The 17,853-nt window shown below is 45.8% G+C and carries 18 protein-coding genes; 3 read left to right on the top strand and 15 right to left on the bottom strand.

Annotated features, from left to right (window positions below; all coding sequences use genetic code 11):
* Positions 1-9 precede the first annotated feature (9 nt).
* Both H6585_09415 and H6585_09410 read left to right on the top strand, forming a co-directional pair.
* Positions 10-957, top strand: a complete 948-nt coding sequence (locus H6585_09415) for a histidine kinase (protein ID MCB9448547.1) — start codon at positions 10-12, stop codon at positions 955-957.
* The gene (locus H6585_09410) at positions 954-1,703 is read left to right on the top strand and encodes a response regulator (protein MCB9448546.1); all 750 of its coding nucleotides are present in this window, start codon (positions 954-956) and stop codon (positions 1,701-1,703) included. Before H6585_09415 ends, H6585_09410 begins: the two co-directional genes overlap by 4 nt.
* A gap of 105 nt (positions 1,704-1,808) precedes the next feature.
* Here the strand turns inward: H6585_09410 and H6585_09405 are convergent, their stop codons facing one another.
* From H6585_09405 to H6585_09345, 13 genes are all read right to left on the bottom strand, one after another.
* A complete protein-coding gene (locus H6585_09405) occupies positions 1,809-1,979 on the bottom strand; it encodes a hypothetical protein (GenBank protein MCB9448545.1) in 171 nt (56 codons plus the stop codon).
* A gap of 86 nt (positions 1,980-2,065) precedes the next feature.
* On the bottom strand, positions 2,066-2,254 hold the full coding sequence (locus H6585_09400) for a cold-shock protein (protein ID MCB9448544.1): 189 nt from the start codon (positions 2,252-2,254) through the stop codon (positions 2,066-2,068).
* 49 nt (positions 2,255-2,303) lie between these two features.
* Positions 2,304-3,521, bottom strand: a complete 1,218-nt coding sequence (locus H6585_09395) for a DEAD/DEAH box helicase (GenBank protein ID MCB9448543.1) — start codon at positions 3,519-3,521, stop codon at positions 2,304-2,306.
* Positions 3,522-4,077: 556 nt separating this feature from the next.
* A complete protein-coding gene (locus H6585_09390) occupies positions 4,078-4,359 on the bottom strand; it encodes a hypothetical protein (protein ID MCB9448542.1) in 282 nt (93 codons plus the stop codon).
* A 314-nt stretch (positions 4,360-4,673) separates the two neighbouring features.
* A complete protein-coding gene (locus H6585_09385; GenBank protein ID MCB9448541.1) occupies positions 4,674-5,963 on the bottom strand; it encodes an HlyD family efflux transporter periplasmic adaptor subunit in 1,290 nt (429 codons plus the stop codon).
* A gap of 64 nt (positions 5,964-6,027) precedes the next feature.
* Complete coding sequence (locus H6585_09380; GenBank protein MCB9448540.1) at positions 6,028-6,411, bottom strand: four helix bundle protein; 384 nt, start codon at positions 6,409-6,411, stop codon at positions 6,028-6,030.
* Positions 6,412-6,434: 23 nt separating this feature from the next.
* Complete coding sequence (locus H6585_09375; protein ID MCB9448539.1) at positions 6,435-8,636, bottom strand: peptidase domain-containing ABC transporter; 2,202 nt, start codon at positions 8,634-8,636, stop codon at positions 6,435-6,437.
* Entirely contained in the window at positions 8,633-9,721 is a 1,089-nt protein-coding gene (gwsS, locus tag H6585_09370) for a grasp-with-spasm system SPASM domain peptide maturase (protein MCB9448538.1), read from the bottom strand. Before gwsS ends, H6585_09375 begins: the two co-directional genes overlap by 4 nt.
* A gap of 153 nt (positions 9,722-9,874) precedes the next feature.
* Positions 9,875-10,912 (bottom strand): grasp-with-spasm system ATP-grasp peptide maturase, encoded by a 1,038-nt coding sequence (gene gwsG, locus H6585_09365; GenBank protein MCB9448537.1) that lies wholly within the window; start codon positions 10,910-10,912, stop codon positions 9,875-9,877.
* The gene (locus H6585_09360) at positions 10,887-12,125 is read right to left on the bottom strand and encodes an OmpA family protein (protein ID MCB9448536.1); all 1,239 of its coding nucleotides are present in this window, start codon (positions 12,123-12,125) and stop codon (positions 10,887-10,889) included. Before H6585_09360 ends, gwsG begins: the two co-directional genes overlap by 26 nt.
* 29 nt (positions 12,126-12,154) lie before the next feature.
* The gene (locus H6585_09355) at positions 12,155-12,388 is read right to left on the bottom strand and encodes a hypothetical protein (protein MCB9448535.1); all 234 of its coding nucleotides are present in this window, start codon (positions 12,386-12,388) and stop codon (positions 12,155-12,157) included.
* Positions 12,389-12,516: 128 nt separating this feature from the next.
* Positions 12,517-13,365, bottom strand: coding sequence for a hypothetical protein (locus tag H6585_09350; protein ID MCB9448534.1), 849 nt, complete (start codon positions 13,363-13,365; stop codon positions 12,517-12,519).
* A 62-nt stretch (positions 13,366-13,427) separates the two neighbouring features.
* A complete protein-coding gene (locus tag H6585_09345) occupies positions 13,428-13,883 on the bottom strand; it encodes a hypothetical protein (protein ID MCB9448533.1) in 456 nt (151 codons plus the stop codon).
* A gap of 1,656 nt (positions 13,884-15,539) precedes the next feature.
* On the opposite strand from H6585_09345, the gene H6585_09340 reads away from it, so the two are divergent.
* A complete protein-coding gene (locus H6585_09340; GenBank protein ID MCB9448532.1) occupies positions 15,540-16,430 on the top strand; it encodes a hypothetical protein in 891 nt (296 codons plus the stop codon).
* On the opposite strand, the gene H6585_09335 is transcribed toward H6585_09340, so the two are convergent.
* Both H6585_09335 and vsr read right to left on the bottom strand, forming a co-directional pair.
* Positions 16,408-17,277: a nucleotidyl transferase AbiEii/AbiGii toxin family protein gene (locus tag H6585_09335; GenBank protein MCB9448531.1), complete on the bottom strand. Its 870-nt coding sequence runs from the start codon at positions 17,275-17,277 to the stop codon at positions 16,408-16,410. The genes H6585_09340 and H6585_09335 overlap by 23 nt on opposite strands.
* A 115-nt stretch (positions 17,278-17,392) precedes the next feature.
* A complete protein-coding gene (gene vsr, locus H6585_09330) occupies positions 17,393-17,818 on the bottom strand; it encodes a DNA mismatch endonuclease Vsr (GenBank protein ID MCB9448530.1) in 426 nt (141 codons plus the stop codon).
* Positions 17,819-17,853 lie beyond the last annotated feature (35 nt).

Below are 17,853 nucleotides of genomic sequence, written 5' to 3'. Positions count from 1 at the left end.
TATCTGCTCATGTATTTCGGGATCGATGCCCATACCGCCTGGACCGACAGCCTCCTGAACAACGCCCTGCTGGCCTTCGCCTGTTTTGACATCACCCTCATTCTCCGCTACCACCGTTCCAGCGGCAAAAGCTGGTACATGCCGCTGCTGTGGTGTGTCGGTCTCGCAGCTGCGTCGCTTGTTGCCATCCACTACATCGCCGGCTACCTGTACGGGAACACACCCGCCGATGCCCTTTTCGAACATACCGTGCCGCTGCGCTTCGCGTTCTTCTTTGTGGTGATCGGCGCCTTCATGCTGCTGGACCGCCTGCTGCACTACCAGCGCGCGCAGGATGAAAGCAACGAACGCCGCCTCAACCTGGAGAAACTGGGCAAGGAAGCCGAACTCTCCTCCCTTCGGCAACAGCTGCAACCGCATTTTCTGTTCAACACCCTCAACTCGGTGAGCTCGCTCATCAGCATCCAGCCGGAAGAAGCGCGCAGCATGATCCACAAACTATCCGACTTCCTGCGCGGCACCGTGAAGAAAAACGACGGACAATTCGTGGACCTGGCATCGGAACTAAACCAGCTGAACCTCTACCTCGACATTGAAAAGGTGCGCTTCGGGCATCGCCTGAACACAGAAGCCGAACAGGATGAAGCCGCACTCCCGATGATGTTGCCGCCCCTCCTCCTCCAGCCCCTGGTGGAAAACGCCATCAAGTTTGGCCTGTACGATACCGTGGGAACCGTGACCATCCGCATCACCGCCCGCGCAGAAAAGGGCTACCTCGTGATCACCATCCGCAACCCCTTCGATGCAGAAACAGCGCGCCCCAGGCAAGGAACCGGGTTCGGACTCACATCTGTGCAACGCCGCCTGTACTTGCTTTTCGCCCGCAACGACCTGCTGCAAACCCGTGCCGATAAAGACACATTCACCGTGACCGTTAAAATACCCCAACGCCCATGATCAAAGCCGTTATCATAGACGACGAACCCCTGGCGATCCAGGTGGTGAAGGATTACCTTTCCGACTTTGCCGATATACATGTTGTGCAGGAATGCGGCAACGGGTTTGAAGGCATCAAGGCCATCACCGAACACCAACCCGACCTGGTTTTCCTCGACATCCAGATGCCGAAGATCAACGGATTTGAAATGCTGGAACTGATTGACGAACCCCGGCCGGGCATCATCTTCACTACTGCCTTCGATGAGTATGCTGTGGCCGCTTTCGAGGTACATGCGGTCGATTACCTGCTAAAACCTTTCAGCAAAGAACGTTTTGCGAAGGCCGTGAATAATTGGTTAAAGGCGCGTGGCAGCGAACAATCCGACCGGAAGCTCCGGGAGCTCGCCGATTCAACACCCTCCAACCGCGAAGAAATGCATCGGGTGGTGGTGAAAGACGGCAGCAACATACGCATCCTGCCGGTACAGGACATTCATTATTTCGAAGCGTATGACGACTACGTGAAGGTGATCACCGCCAACGACTGTTTCCTGAAGAAGAAAACGATGCAGTATTTTGAGGACAGCCTCAGTCAGGCAGGATTCCTGCGGGTGCACAGGTCATTCATCGTGCAGCTGGCCCAGATCACACGCATTGAACCCGCAGGCAAAGACAACCATGTAGCCATTCTGAAAAGCGGTGTCTCCATCCCAATGAGCCGAAGCGGGTATGCAAAGCTGAAGGACGTATTGGAGTTGAAGTAAGATCAGCATACAGCATACAGCAACAGCATACAGTGGGGGCATCGTACCTCTAGCAAGCAAGAGAGGAAAGTGTGCGTTTGTCAGTCACGCAATGGTTAGGTGCGGCTACTCTTCTTCATCGGAGGACCCGGTGGCATCATTTTCGTCCGCATCATCCACACCTCCTTCGGCTTTGAGTTTCTTACGCTCTAGTTTCTGTTTGAGCTTGGCTTCCTTTTTTTTCTTCTTGTCAAGCTCCTTTTTTCTTTTGTTAAAAGAGTAGTTCGTTTTGGCCATGTGGTTCCGGTTTGGGTGGGATATAAAATAAAAAACACCCTACCGGCGGGAATGCTTCCTACCGGTAGGGTGTGGATTTGTTCAGGTTAGGCCAGTCTTACATTCACTGCATTCAGGCCTTTTTTTCCTTCTTCCACTTCGAAGACAACTTCGTCATTCTCGCGGATTTCCTCCTGCAACGCGGTTACGTGCACGAAGATGTCGCGTTTGTCTTCCATTGTGATGAATCCGAATCCTTTGGACTCATTGAAGAATTTTACTGTTCCTTTTTCCATTGTTACTTGTTTTGAATATTTAATTGTTTGTGAATAAGAGAACGGATGTTCAATCCACCAGGGTTAATGCAATGCCCTGTCTCCCGGCCCGACCCGTTCTACCGATCCGGTGTATATAGCTTTCCCGGTTCACAGGAACCCGGTAATTAATCACATGTGATACATCGTCTACGTCAATACCCCGTGCGGCAACATCCGTAGCAACGAGCACCTTAATATTCCCGGCCCGGAATTTATCCAACGCTCTTTTTCGCGACGCCTGGGTTTTATTCCCGTGAATTTCATCCACTGAAACACCGGCTTTCTTTAGTTTGAGCGCCAGTTTGCTCACGCTTCGTTTTGTTTCTTCGAATACCAGCACCCGCTCGAAGCCATCTTGTTGGATCAGGTTCAGCATTATGCTGAACTTATCTTCGCCGGGCATGATGCGAACCACGTCCTGTTCGATATGATCTGATGTGCGGTTGCCGGATGACACCCGTACTTCAACAGGATTGCGCAACAATCGGTCTATGTCCTTACGCTGGCTGGCACTTTCCGTGGCGGAAAACAGAACGGTTTGCTTCAGGTTTTTCATTTCCGCGTGAATCCTGTTCACGTTGCGGATGAAACCCATATCAAGCATGCGGTCGAACTCATCCAGGATAAATGTGGTGAACGTGTGAAGGCGCAGGCCACCATTGTCGATGTGGTCCTGCACGCGACCCGGCGTACCGATGATCACGTGGTTGCCTTTTTTCAATCGCTGTCTGTCGGTGTGCAAACTGGTGCCACCGATCAGGGTGGTGCGGCGGAGTCCAAGGCCTTGAGACAGGCTATCGAATTCTTCCTGCACCTGCAATGCCAGTTCCCTCGTAGGAACCAACACCAGTGCCTGGTGCCGGTTGGGTTCGGTCAGCAGCCGATGGATCACGGGAATCAAAAAAGCGCCGGTCTTTCCCGTACCGGTCTGTGCTATTCCCATGAGATTCTGCCCCTGAATGAGGGGTTCCAGGCTTTGGTCCTGGATGGGGGTAAGTCTTTCAAACCCTTTTTTCCTGATCCGGTCTGTGAGGCGTTGATCCAGTGGCAGGTTATCAATGGTTCTGCCGCTGTCGTATTTGGTTTCGGATCTGGGTTCGGCTTTTTTTATCAATGTTTCGGGGTCAAGGCTTTGCCCCAACTTGGCTTTGGCAGATCTTCTTTTCCCATTGCGGTATCCGCGGGGTGGTTGGTTGGCTGGACGTTGTCCCGGCTTTCTTCTTTTTTGTTGTTGTCTTGTTCTCAAAATACAATCATATGGGCAAGGCTTAAAGCCCTTCCCTATTGACAAGGGTTCGCCCTTGCATCGCTTGCCAACCGGTGAGTGGCCGGGGCTCTTCTTCTAAAACTGTGTGAAAGCTTCAGGTCTTAAATGACCCAAATACGAGAAAGAAAGGAAATCCGGAACGGATATTGATTCTTCGCTTGACGTACCTATGTCATCTGCTCGGTGGCAAAGATACGGAATTATTAGCATACAGCAAATACAGCAAGAGCATACAGCAACAGCATACAGCAAGAGCATACAGCGCGCCTACCGATTTAAGGGCCCGCCTGAAGGTAAACAGATTTGTGTTTGTGAACGGGGGATAGACATCCATCGATGAAAGAAAGAATCCCGGAGGGATTCAACGTTTATAGAAAATACGAACACCGGGGAATTCTGCGACCCCAACGGGGTCGTACATCATCGCACCCATGCCATCTTCTATAAACATTCAATGCAGATGGGATTGGGCTCCCCGCCTCGGATAAGCCCTCTGGCACGAATAACGGTATCCGCACCAGCCCCCCCCTCCACCCTAATCATACAAAAACCTGGCAGCGCTGCATTCCACCATAATGCCGGTTTCCGATGCAAACGTGACGCCCAGAAACGGGCAACCGGGTTTGAATGAGTACGCCAGCTGCTTGTCATCCACAACCAACCGGCAATTTTTCACGTGGCGAACATCCAGTTCGTAAACACCGGCCAAGCCTAATTGCGCTTCGGTTGTCAGTGTTTTTGAAAACACCACGCTGTCGCCAACCACCACACGTACATCCGCATGTTCAAATCCCTCCTGGAAATGAATTTCAACCATCTCCTTTTCATCAGATTTTGGGGTTCTGTTTGACTTAGGTTCGGGAGCACATAATGCTACCTTTATAAATTGAATAACTGCCCCGCAGCAGAACTCGTGCCTCGTTCGCTTCGAGGCTCCACCCCTGAAGTAGAAAAAGCCCGATGAGTGATCATCGGGCTTTTTCTACTTCAGGGGTGGAGCTGACCGACATCCATTCGAACCGTCAAATTGACGATTTGATCAGGGTAAGTGATTGGGGAATAAGCGGGTAATTGTTGGCGGGAAGGAAAGGGTCATTGACGGTTTGTGTAAGCATTCAATGGAATACCTCTTTACCGCTTCAACACCTCCCTGAACCGGTTGAACACCCTGTCCATCAGCCGAAGATCATCCGTTACCACTTCGGCGGTTCCCTTCATTTCCGGTTTGTAAGCCAGCTTTCTGTGGTAGGTGGATTCCAAACCATCGGTTAACCGGATCTCCGCCCTGTAGGTGTTGCCGTTGGGGATCAATGAGAGAGAAACGACTTGCCCGGCAATGCGTCCATACTCGTGGGAAGGGTAATCCTGAAAAGCGATCTGTACCTGTTGTCCGCTTCTGACCTTACCTGCCCCTTGAGAAGGTAGTTCCATCCAGGCGGTGTAGCTTTCACTTTCCGGGATGACGGCAAACAGGGCATCACCACTGTTGACGTGTTGACTGGTACTCAGGTTGGACAGGTAACTCAGCTTACCGGAGATGGGAGAGCGTAACAGAAAATTTTGCTCCCAGGATTGGATTCCGTTTCTCAGGCTGGCCAATCCGCGCCGGATATCTTCCCTGTACTTGCGCTCGGTTTCGGTACGTGCATGTTCGGCATCAAGTAACTGGCTTTCCAGATCGTTCAGGGCAATAGCGTTCTGGGTCATCGCCTTCTTCTGTTCTTCCACGGTTTGCTGTTTCTGCCGGTAGGCCGATTCACGGTCAAAGAAATCTTTTTTGGAATACACACCTTCTTTGTACAACTTCTGGTTGGCATGGTAGGTCTCCGTGGCATTTCTCAGTTCTTTTTCGGACAGGGCTGCCTGGTCTTTCATGATGGCGATCAGTTGCCGGTAGTGCGTGATCTTGTTCTTCAGTTTGCCGATCTGTTCCACGCCGTACGGATCATTGCGCCATTGGGCGTATTCAGTGCAGGCGGTTTTGAGCGATTGGTAATCCTGCTGAAGGCTACCGAAAACAAGATCGTGATCATTGAAAGCTACCCAATCGGTTTTACTTGCCAGCAACCGGTCCACATCCGGCAGCAGGGAATCCAGAAACATCATGCCTTCCCGTGTCATGTTGTTTTCAATTTCGGCCAGTGGCTCACCCTCCTTTACAATGGTTCCATCCCGATGAAAAAGCCTGATCAATTTCCCTGAACTGTTGGAGACCAATTTCACTGGTGGGGTTTCGGTGGTGACCATGACTGGTCCGGCAATCACATCCGGGTAGCGGATGAACCAGGAAAGAAACACCAGCATCAGGATCAGTCCAAGGATCATGGCCGTACCCCAGCGAATCATCCACGATGGTGTTTTCCCCAGGATGTCCTGGACTTCTTCGCTGCGCAGGTGGATATGGTCTGTTTGTTCAGGCACGTTATTTAATTGAAGATTGAAAAGGGAAAATTGAAAATGGTGAGGCAACGTATTTCTTCATGATTCATACCTCTTTCGAATTTTCACTTTTCAATTTTGATTTCTTAACTATGGCTGCAAGGAGTTTGATGAGTTGAATGTTTTTGTCATTCAGCAAGGAATATGCTTCCCGCGACATATACCCGGATTGATACAACAGTTCCATCCAGTATCTGCTTTCATTGGCTTCCTTCAACGCGATGGCATGTTTGTGAGTGAAATCAGCTCGACTTTCAGCGTGTTCAGCTTCCTGTACATTGGCCCCGATGGATGTTGCTGAGCGCAGCCATTGTTTGGACAATACATATTCCCTCTGCTCCCTGACAATTTCTTTGTATGTTTTCACAGCATCCAGTGCAAATGCAAAACTCATATCCCTCACCTGATTCGGTTTGCGGCCATTTTCCATCTTCAATTTTCCCTTTTCAATTTTCAATTATCATCCAGTTTTTCCAGTTGCAGTTGGTTCTTCACAAGATGAAAATACCTTCCCCGTGCTTCCACCAGTTCATCATGTGTACCCAGTTCAATGATCTTTCCATTGTCCAGCACCACGATCTGATCAGCATGCTTGACCGTGCTCAGTCGGTGGGCAATCACAACGGCGGTCCGTCCTTTCATAAAAGCTTCCAGGTTGAACATGATCTGTCGTTCATTCTCCGCATCCAGCGCGCTGGTGGCTTCATCGAACAGGATCATCTCCGGGTTCTTGTAGACTGCACGTGCGATCAGGATGCGTTGTTTCTGCCCGGTACTGAGACCCAAACCCTCCATACCGATCTTGGTGTTGTAGCCCAGGGGCAATTCTTCGATGAAAGAACGGATGTTGGCCGTTTCCGCCGCACGCACCAGCCGTTCCGGGTCCACATGTTCGGCACCCACGGCGATGTTGTTGGCGATGGTATCATTAAAGATAAAACCTTCTTGCATCACTACGCCGCAACGTTCCCGCCAGGCTTGATGAGCAATGTTATCAAGGGCGATGCTGCCCAGTTTTATTTCCCCCTCCTGTGGTTGGTAGAATTTCAGCAGCAGTTTCATCAGGGTGGTCTTGCCGCTGCCGCTGGAGCCGACGATGGCGGTGATCTTCCCATCCGGGATGGTCAGGTGAAGGTGTTGCAACACGGGTTTAATTCCGCCCGCATACCTGAAGGACACATTCTTTAGGACAATGTCTCCTCCAGGCACATGCGATACCTTATGGCTACGCTCATCCTCTTCATCCTCCTTGTTGTGGATCTCCGAGAGTCGTTCCAAAGCGATGCGGGCATCCTGTGCGGTGTAGACAAAATTGACCAGTTGCAGGATGGGACCGTTGAGTTGTCCGGTGATAAAGGAGATGGATAGCATCATCCCCAGCGTAATGTCCCCGTCGATAACCAGCTTGGCGGCAAACACGGTGACCATGATGTTCTTCAATTCGTTGATAAAAGAAGAGCCGGTGGATTGGGTTTGTTCTAGGGCCAGGCTCTTAATGGCGATCTTGTATAGCCTTGCCTGGAGATGTTCCCATGACCAGCGCTTCTGTTTCTCGGCATTGTGCAGCTTGATTTCCTGCATGCCGTTGATCAGTTCAATCACCTTGCTCTGTTCTTCGCTGGAACGGGAAAAACGTTTATAGTCGAGGTCTTTTCGGCGTTTAAGAAAGACCAGTACCCATGTGATGTAGAGAGTGCTCCCGGCCAGGAAGATGAAGAAGATGCGCGGATCGTACCAGGCCAGCACGGCGCCGAATACGATGAGGTTGAAAAAAGAGAACAGGGTGTTGAGAGAAGTGGTAGTCAGCAGGTTCTCGATCCTGCGGTGGTCGTTGATGCGTTGCATGATGTCGCCGGTGACCTTCACGTCGAAATAGGAAATGGGCAGGTTCATCAGCTTGATGAAGAAGTCGGACACCAGGGAGATGTTGATGCGTGTGCTGAGGTGTAGTAAGATCCATCCGCGGATGACCTCGATGGAAGCCCGGCCCATGAAGAGCAGCAGTTGAGCCAGCAGAATCAGGTAGATGAAATTGATGTCGCGGTTCTGGATACCGATGTCAACGATGCTCTGGGTGAGGAAAGGAAAGATCAGGTTCAGCAGGCTGCCGGCCAAAAGGCCCAGACAGAGTTGGAGGATGAACTTCTTGTACCGGAACAGGTATTGGGAAAGAAAAGAAAAACCTTTGCGGGAAGCATGATCGTCTTCCTCGCTCTGGCGCAACCGGGGGGTGGGTTCCAGAAGAAGTGCCACGCCCTTGTTGGTTTCGTCGGTGGTCGATTGACCCGTCCAGTTGCCCATGAACTCGTTTGTGGAGAATTTTAACAGACCGTGCCCGGGGTCAGCGACGTACAGGGTATCCCGTTTAATTTTATACAGAACCACAAAGTGGTTTTGGTTCCAATGAAGGATGCAGGGAAGTGGTGCGTCTTCTTTGAGTTTGTTGAAATCTGTTTTTACCCCTAGGCTACGAAACCCAATGCCTTCTGCGGCATCCGAAATGTTCCTTAAGTTAGCGCCCAGGCGGGTGGTCTCCGAGATACGTTTGAGTTTTTCAAGGGATATTGCACGGCCATAATGCTTCGCGATCATGCGAAGGCAGGTAGGACCGCAGTCCATTGCATCTGATTGACGATAAAAAGAAAACTTCTTCATGAAACCTGCTCCGTTATCGTCTTTAGATCATAGTATTCAATTGCCTTTTGTTTTAACGGATTTGCACTCCAATCTTCCCATTTGCCATTGTAGGGATCGTAGCCACATTTGAGCGGTTTGCTATGTAAATCCTCCGGGTCTTCCACATAGGCACGGCAGTCTGTACATATATGTCTGAATTCACAGTCCTGACAGACCTTCACCTGGTCTTTGCGTATCCTCCACATTGATTGAAATTCATCCTCTGTAACAACATCTCTAATGGTTTTTGTTTCAATACAGCCAAAGCTGTGATTCATGGATGGGCAATTTGTTATGTTGCCTTGTTGCGTAATTGCTACTTTTCGATTCAGGCATGAGTTGTTTTCTTGGGATTCTATTAGTGCATGTAAATTTGGAGTGAAATAGTTGGGGTGGATAAGTCCACAGCATTTTTCACTACTTACCGTTGTTGAAGTGAATGACAGTGTGAGGTTGCCTGAAAAATCCAGAGATTCCTGCCTATCCTCAGGAGATGAATGAATGCAAATGCTGCGTATTCTCGGGTTCATTTCATGTAGTGATTTGTATTGGGAGGAGGAAATGTGTTCGTTATGTTTTAAAATAATATGAATGGTTCTGATCTTGCTCAATGATGAGGCAGAAGTGATTTTTTCAATATCTTCAAAATCAATTGGATTGTAAGCTCGTATCTCCAACGCTTTGCACCCAAGATCATCTAGCTGATCGATGATGCTATCAATGTTTTTTAGGAGGTATTGACCAGCCTCGATAATTGCATTTGTGATAACAGAGGGTGTTTCAAAACTCCTGTCAATATCAGGAAATAGGTGAGGTTCAGATGTCCAAAAAACATAGTTTTTATTTTCCAGAAACGTCAAATAATCGTCAATGATTTCAATCTGATTGCGGGTGTAATTGGACTTAATTTCATTTGCCGTTTTTCCTTGGTCCTTGGAAAGTATGTCGAAAAGAGCATTGGGGATAAAATCAAACTGATTCCTTTGGGTATCGCAAATAATACTTCGCGTAAATCCTTTCACAGGAATACAGTGATCAAAAAGTTTAAGCATTAGTTCTTTCACAACAGCCTTGAAATTGGTTTATAGTAATCATGGCACATAAAAGCAGAACTTCCATTATAATGCATGCTTTTCCCCAAGTGAAGCGTGTCATTATACTTGACAATGGAGGTCATGGTGCTGATGAATACCGGAATGTTACCGTTGGTTGATTTATTAATTTTCTTCAACAGCAAACTGTCTTTTATGGAATGTGAGTTTTTCATCTTTATCTGAATTATAAAGAAATGTTGCTATTGCCTTGTCGAGATGGTAGTTGCATGGTTTAGAGATCATATCATATTGACCGGATGGATTAACTTCTAAAAAAACATATTCGCCGGAGGGAGTCAGAATAAAATCCAAAGAACCGGTAATCAGTCCAGTTCGTTCCATGAACCTTGTAATATTATTTTTGATTTGATTTGGCATTTGGAAACATGTTGTTCGATTTGGCATTGCTTTGTTATACTTTCTGAAATCAACGGCTGTTTGATCGTCATTCTGTGAGAATATAGCCATTGACCAGATTTGCCCACCAAGGTAAAATACCCGGATCTCGACGTCTTTGTCTATATATTCCTGAAACATACTGGGAAAGAATTTTAAGGGAAGTGCGTCAATATCAGATTCTGTGACAGTATTGGTATAAGACAAATATGCTATGGAACTGTTTGGGTCGTGAAGCAAAAGCGGCGCGTCAATGCTTTTTGAGATGATTTGATCATGTGAATGGTAAAACTCAATTAACATTGACTTACTGGATGTTATAATTGTGCTGGGGGTGGTCAGACCGGCCAACTTGGCCTGTGTAAGTTGTTCTGGTTTGCTGATCCTTGATGTGGATGGGTGATTCATCCATGTTACATGCGTTAAACTATGGGTGATATAATTTATGATAGATGATCTTTCACTTTTTAGGCATTGTACTAATGCCTCCTCATTGCTTCTTTCCAAAGAGGATGGGTCGGTTATTCCAAAATTGGGAGTAGCCCACTTACGAAACCATACTATCTTGATTTGATCCAAGAATAATTGCTTGTCCTGTTTGTTTGCGGAAGTGGCCGAGAAATTAACGTAGTTTTCACCGGGGAAAAAAGTGATGTGGTCAAAGTCTTCTGGATGTAATCGGATATATTTTGCACCCATTTGATCCAGGTAATCGGATACATTGTCTGTGGAGGTATCACTACTTATGCTCAGAATCAGAATCATAATTTGACAATGTGAATGAGATTCTTCTATTTTCCTTTCTTCCCTCTTCTGTGGCATTCGTGGCTGCAGGCACAGAACTGCCTAGCCCCTGCCATTTAACGCGCTCTTCCTTGACTCCATGTTTGTATAAATAGTCTGCTACGGATTTGGCTCTATCTTCTGAAAGTTGTTTGTTATGCTCGTCCGTTCCTGTATTATCGGTGTGTCCTGAGATTTCTATGTGAATAGAAGGGTGTGAATTCAGATATTCAACCAGCTTGTTCATTTGAGGAAATGAATTGCTGAGAAGTACCGAACTGTCGATATCGAAGTATATGTTGTCAAGAATTATATTTTTACCTGTGGGAAAGGAATCCACCTTAGGAAATAAAGTATTAACAGGCGTATGATTTATTGAATTTGACTCCAAGGGGATTCCACTACATCCACATTGACCATGATCCGTTAATGGCGTGACCATAACTTCATCAACCAAGTAATAGGCACCATCCGTTTTAATAAGTGCTTCGCCTAACTTATTATAGTCCGGGAGTAACTGTATCGAAGTTTGTTCATTAGCGGCAAATCTCCCTATTATTAAATACTGTTCTTGTCCCAAAGCAGTATATTGCCCGCATAGTGTTGTCCAGTTAACTCTTTCTTTTATTACCACTCCAGTTTGGGATTCCAATTGCGATTGCATTTCGAGTATGTCTGCTTGTTCTTGAAAAAATTGTTTTCTCTCAGTGAATAACACCCCGATCTTGTCAACTCCCCATTTAGAATAATCCGAAAGCCGAACCTTCAGGCTTACACAGTATGTTTGACCCTTTACCAGTGGTTTGGACAATTCATTCTGTATAAACTCCCGGTTACCAGAATTAAACATAAACAGACCTGCAAATTTGCTTCCTTCCGGTGAATGGACCTTTTCTGGACTCCATTTAACTGAAAGTTTGTTCTGTGATTTGCTGTCGTACAGTTCGGGCGTAGTAAGTCTGGTAGCCGCGGTCCAGTGGTTGGGTCTGAATTTAAAAAGTTGTTTTTGTTGAGATGGGAGGGGTTTTGTGAGACATGCCACACACCATAATTGTGTCGAATCATCCACTTCCTCGAACCCAGGGTTTTGTACCAGGTTCTGGGCTATTGCTAAGTGGGATGAGATTAGAGTTAAAAATATCAGGTACAGAAGCCTCATGTGTACATCTAAAATAAGGTTAAACAGGACCAGCATGAGGCTGGTCCTGTTTACTTTTTTTCTCCTTAACCCAAGTTGGCGCTGGGATCGCTTTGGGTTACTTCATCGTTGGCAACAAACCTACCATAACCTTTTCGGTCATTGTAATAGTAGTCGCCGGTGGTTGAAGTACCATTAAGAGAGGCAAGTGTTTGGTTTGCGTATTTCAGCACCCAACGACCTCCGCTAATTTTTGCCATTTGATCCTCGGACAGCTTTGCGAATTTGTCATTTGATAATTTTTCAAGTACATGTTCCATTTGTTTATGGGATTTTAGTTTGTTGCCTACTCTATCCAAGCTTTTCGGCTTCCGCTTAATATATTGACTGAGGTGGTTCTGTTGAATTTTACAACATTATATGTTCGGATATAGTTTTGCAACGGACATTATTCTGGAATTGTTAGATGCGCTTTAGTACCGCCATTTATCGGGGCAATACCCAGGTTGTGTGTCAAGTAGTCTTTCAGCATTTTTGGCGCGAGTGGGAGCATCACAATCTGACCGGTGGATCCATCTACCAGAACTCCATAAGGAAATGAGTTTAACAAGAATTCATGGTTGATCTCTTCTGTTGAAAAACCATTTAGCCAACCGATCTTGTTTATTTGAATATATTTCATTGCCTCTTCTTCGGTATCTTTATAATTCAAGCCAATGATTTTCAAATGTTGACAGAACAGACTATCTGTTTCTTTCAAATAGTGTGTGAATTGCATACATCCGGCACACCAGGTCCCCCAAAAATATATGTATAAGTATTTGCCGGGAATCAGTTCATTTTTCAGGAGAACTGTATCCGGTGCGGTGCTAACGAACGTAACCGGAGGTAATGTGTGCTGAAACACTGAGGCAATGATATGTTTCTTGTTTCCAGGTGAAGAAGACGGCGTGAGGTACGCACAGGTATCTGAAATTCCATCAATGGTAAAATAGTGTGTTCCTGCTTTTATAAGTCCATTCCTGACATATTTTCCAACGCAAATACTAGGATGGACGGCCAGGTATTGTGCCTGGTAGTCTCCCAGAATCACTTGATGAGTGGGAGGGAAATATGCAAGCATAAACCGTATATCCTTATAGTGCACATTGCCAGCAATAAGTGCTTCATATCCTTGTAATTTTATGTCAGCGTCAGTGCGGGAAAAATCCCTGGCAAGAGGATGTGTATCAAACTTTACCCGAATGGTTTGGGCACTGGTATATCCCCCATACGTGCATGCGAATATGAAAAACATAAACACATATGTTTTTATGCTGTGTCGATGAATCGAGAGATGGATGACCATCATATCCTGTGTCAGAGTTTGTAATCTTGTTGTCTTTCTTTAAGGGTTGCCTCGTCTTTCACCGGTGCAGAAATGGTTCCGTAATACTGATAACCGAAGTGAACGTAGGATAGCTTGTCGTATGCGTATAAAAAGCTGTTGCTGATCTTACCGTCGAAATATGCTTTTTCCAGGTACGGAAATAGTTGTTCCCAGGCGCGTTGAAAGTTGTTCTTTGATTTAAGGTTATGCCACAGGATCATTTGGATTTTGGAGTAGGTATCAATGGCAAAGTCGTATCCGGTTGGCAATTCATTGTTGTTCATTTTGCACAGGCGGACGATTTCAAGGAGATTTTCAAAATCGTTGTTTTCAATGGTAGAGGCAATGTTTTTTGAGACGGAGCATGAGTCATGATCAAACTGGGAGAATGCTACCAGCATTTGATCCCGGGCGTACAGCCTGTCGATGGTGTTTATGGTGTACATTTTTTCGTGATGGCTGAGTACCCATGTTTCGTATGCGTCGTGAAAGTTTTCCTTATACCATTGACTAAGGCTGCCATCTGACAATAAATTGTAAATGGTAGGATACCGTTCCTGGGTCTGATGAACAGAAAAGCCATGAGTTCGTATCAGCTTTGCTATTTCAGTTTTGATGAATTCTATATCCTGATGCTGAACGGAAAATGTTAGAAATAGTAACTCCTGTTGCGGTTCTATTTCGTATTTGGCCCCGGTGTCTATCCAATGTCGCTTGGCTGTATGATAATCAGAACGAGCGATATCTATGATGCTATCACATATTCCAAAAACAGGACTCTGGGCATGCGACAAAGAAACAGTGGAGATCCAAATCAGAAAGATGTAAATGTATTTTCTTATAAAAACAAAAGAATCGAAGAGCTTTAAACCAAACTCATTCATGGCTTTTGTTTGTTGAATGTTGCCTACTCTGTTCAAGCTTTTCGGCTTCCGCTTTTATGGATAAAAACAATGAGTGACACCCCCTCTAAAGGGTAACACACAAATCCAAACAAACTTGTGCCCTCCTGAAATGTGTAAACAAAAAGTGAAAGTTTCACCTCCAATGAAACTCTTCCGATCGGAAGCTTCAAATGTATTCGAATTTATTTGATTTTCAACTAAAATTGGCCGGTTTTTTTGTCAAAATATTGCGAATAAGTATTTATGCCCAGTAAGTAAAATCAGTCATAAGTGAAATAAATTATTGATACGCTGTTTTTTGCACAAAAGTGATCTACCCAAGAATAAATTCAGTGGTTACTGAGCCTCCCTTTGACTGTTAAATTGAGTTATATTGGGTGGATTTATCAATTAATGATTGAATAATACCTTAATTTCGTTTCAATAATTGATCTATAACTGTTTCGATTCACAAACCTGCTCACGTGACATTTTCCTGGCAGTATCTTTCCCCTTCTCTGAAATCCAATCTTGGGAATGCAGAAAGAATATTACTTAACCTGCATGGACAATTTGTCCATGCGAATGTCTATGCGACAAAAGGGGACTATTCCGCAAGCAATTGAATCCCCTTCTCCGTCGTATGGTACTTCTGATTGGGGCTCTTCGGCTTATCCGGTTCGGTCATCGCCAATAACTCATGTTCCAGCATAGGGGTAATGTACTTGTCTCTGAACTTCGTTCTGTTGCTCCAGTTCATCAATGACATGAGGGCCTGTATGGTTTGGGCCTCCCGGCAGAGTTCCAATAGCTTTTGTATGTCGCCTATGCTTAGTCCCAGCTTAGTCCCAGCTTGGTCCCAGCTTGGTCCCAACTTAGTCCCGGCTTGGTGCCGACTTGGTGCCGACTTAGTGCCGGCTTCACTCTTAAAGAAAAAGGCCACCTTCGTATAATCCTGTCCCTGGTCGAACTCAGGAGCGGTACCGGTATATGCTTTCCAGCCGTTGATCATCTTGTCAAAACCGTAACCGGCATTCTCTGCCAGTCTGATCCACTGTTTTTTTCAATTATCGTGTAACATTTTTCAATTATTAACGTACTTATAGCATATATGCTATAAGTACTTCATTAAATGAACTCTCTTTCTTCACTTGATTAAGTCAAAAAAATATCATAAATTCGCCACATAAGCATATATGCTTATGTGGCAGTACAATTATGGGAAGAAAAAGCGCATTTTCGCCAGCCCTGAATAAGATTGAGGAACTGTTCAATAATCTTGAAGACCGTAGTTTCTCCAAGAAAACGCTGGACAGACTATTTGACTCCTGGAGGCGTGAGTTGGATATTCCACGTTCAAGTGAGGTTAAGCACTTTATTAAGTTTCTTGTCAATTCAGGTCTTCTGCACACGCGTACATACGCCAGAGAAAACAGCATCACACAAAAAATAGTTTACACCTGGAAAACAGAAGATGATTTCACCAGCTATTCCGGTTTGGTAAAGAGTGGGTATTATACCCACTATACAGCCATGTACCTGCATCAACTGACACTCCAGATCCCCAAGACACATTATCTAAATTGTGAGCATCGGTCTGAAATGGAGCACGGGGAATTGGAACAACGGCTCATAGACGCCGCATTCTCGAAGCCGCAACGAAAATCATCCAAACATTACCTTACCGGAGGAGTAAAGATCGTTATCCTCAATGGAAAGTTTACGGATCGTATGGGTGTCATTCAAGTCAAAAATGAGACGCAAACGTTCTTCTACACCGATCTCGAAAGAACATTAATCGACATCGCCATTCGTCCGGTTTACTCCGGAGGAATATTTGAGGTGCTTGAAGCCTACAAAACAGCCAGGGACAGCGCCGATGTAGAAAAACTTGCCCGGTATTTGAAGGCCATGGATTACATCTATCCCTATCACCAGGTCATCGGATTCTACCTGGAAAATGCAGGGTATAGCAACCCGGTAGTGGATCTTTTCAGGAAGAAGATCAAGTTTGACTTCTACCTCACGTACAATATCAAGAACCCCGACTATTCCGAGAAATGGAAGCTATACTATCCGAAAGGTTTTAGTCCGCAGCCAAATGCCTGAAGGCACCGATCACAAAGTCGAAATACGCATCGAACGACTTGAGCTCTTCATTTGCATTGACTGTTTGCACAACACTTTCCCATCCACCCCGATGAAACTCCCGTTGGCTTTCAATATGTCCAATAAATGATAAGGGAACCCTCTTGGCTTCAAAAATACTATGAGCCAGGTGCCTGTTTTCGCTGCTTGAGAAATCCAGATCGAAAGATGTCAGCAAGTTATGTATGTCATAGAAATCACGGGCCCTGGGTTTGGAGGTCATGCTCAGCACAATTTCCTTGTATGCCGGAAGTTGCTGGCACAGGGCCCTGAGTTTTTCAAGGGCCAGCATTTCCGGCGAGTAAACATACACCGTGGCTCCTTCAATATCGCGTGGCCGTTTCTTGCCAACATACTCGTATTTGCTGATGTCAACCGTAAACTTGGTCGAGTTGTTCTTGCCCACAACCAGTGCATTTCTTCTTATATCGTCAAGGGAGTCAAAATGGGTATAGTTCTCCATGGTGGATAGTTTAAACTCGAGTAGGTATCCACCCCAAAAATCTTTTACTTCATCCTTAACCGTATGAGGTCTCTCCTCAAACTTCACATCAAAGGCCTTTAAACCCACTTTTTCAAATTCTTGGTTCAGCAGATGATCGGATTGATTCCGTATTCGGTTCAGTTCTTCAGCGGTAAAATCCGATGCAATGGAGAAATCGATATCAAGAGATCCCCGATTGGATAATTCATAGGCAAGATCAATGGCATTCCCTCCCTTCAATACCAATATGCCCACCAGCAATTCATCAGCTACCAGCGCCCTGACTACCAACCGTTTTATTTCATCTAACTGAGGTTTTGCCATCTTTGTTAGGTTTCATCCTATCCATTTTGTCAGATCAATATAGATAATTTTCCAAGCTCCCATTGTATTTCCACTTTGACTTCACTCCCAAATTCTTAGGATGCCAGTATGTATTTCAATCCCTCACACGGACGATTTCCGAGATTAATTCCGACAACCGGTTGTTTCGCTTTTCAGTGGTATTGATTTCGCATTGCCATACAATGATGATTTGAAAGCCCAACTTTTCCAGGTCTCTCCGGTTGGCTTTGTCGCGGGCTTTCGTGCCCTCTATTTTGTTTGTCCAAAATTGTTTCCTGGTTTCGGGCAGCTTGGCAGCTTTACAAGTGTGGCCGTGCCAAAAGCAGCCGTGAACAAACACGGCCGTTTTGTACCTGGGGATTAAAATATCGGGCTTCCCGGGATAGCGTTTATCGTTTTTTCGGTACCTGAATCCCTGAGAATAGAGATACTTACGCACCAGCATTTCCGGCTTGGTTTCTTTGCCGGATATGTTTGACATGATTTCTTTACGCTTGGTTTTATGGTAGATGTCAGCCACGATTTACGATAGTGGTAATATGATCTTTGGTGGTT

The organism is Flavobacteriales bacterium (genome assembly GCA_020635855.1).
In the GTDB taxonomy this organism is placed as follows: Bacteria; Bacteroidota; Bacteroidia; order JACJYZ01; family JACJYZ01; genus JACJYZ01.
Note: the sequence above shows the minus strand (reverse complement) of the source record. Positions and strands in the feature narration are given on the sequence as shown.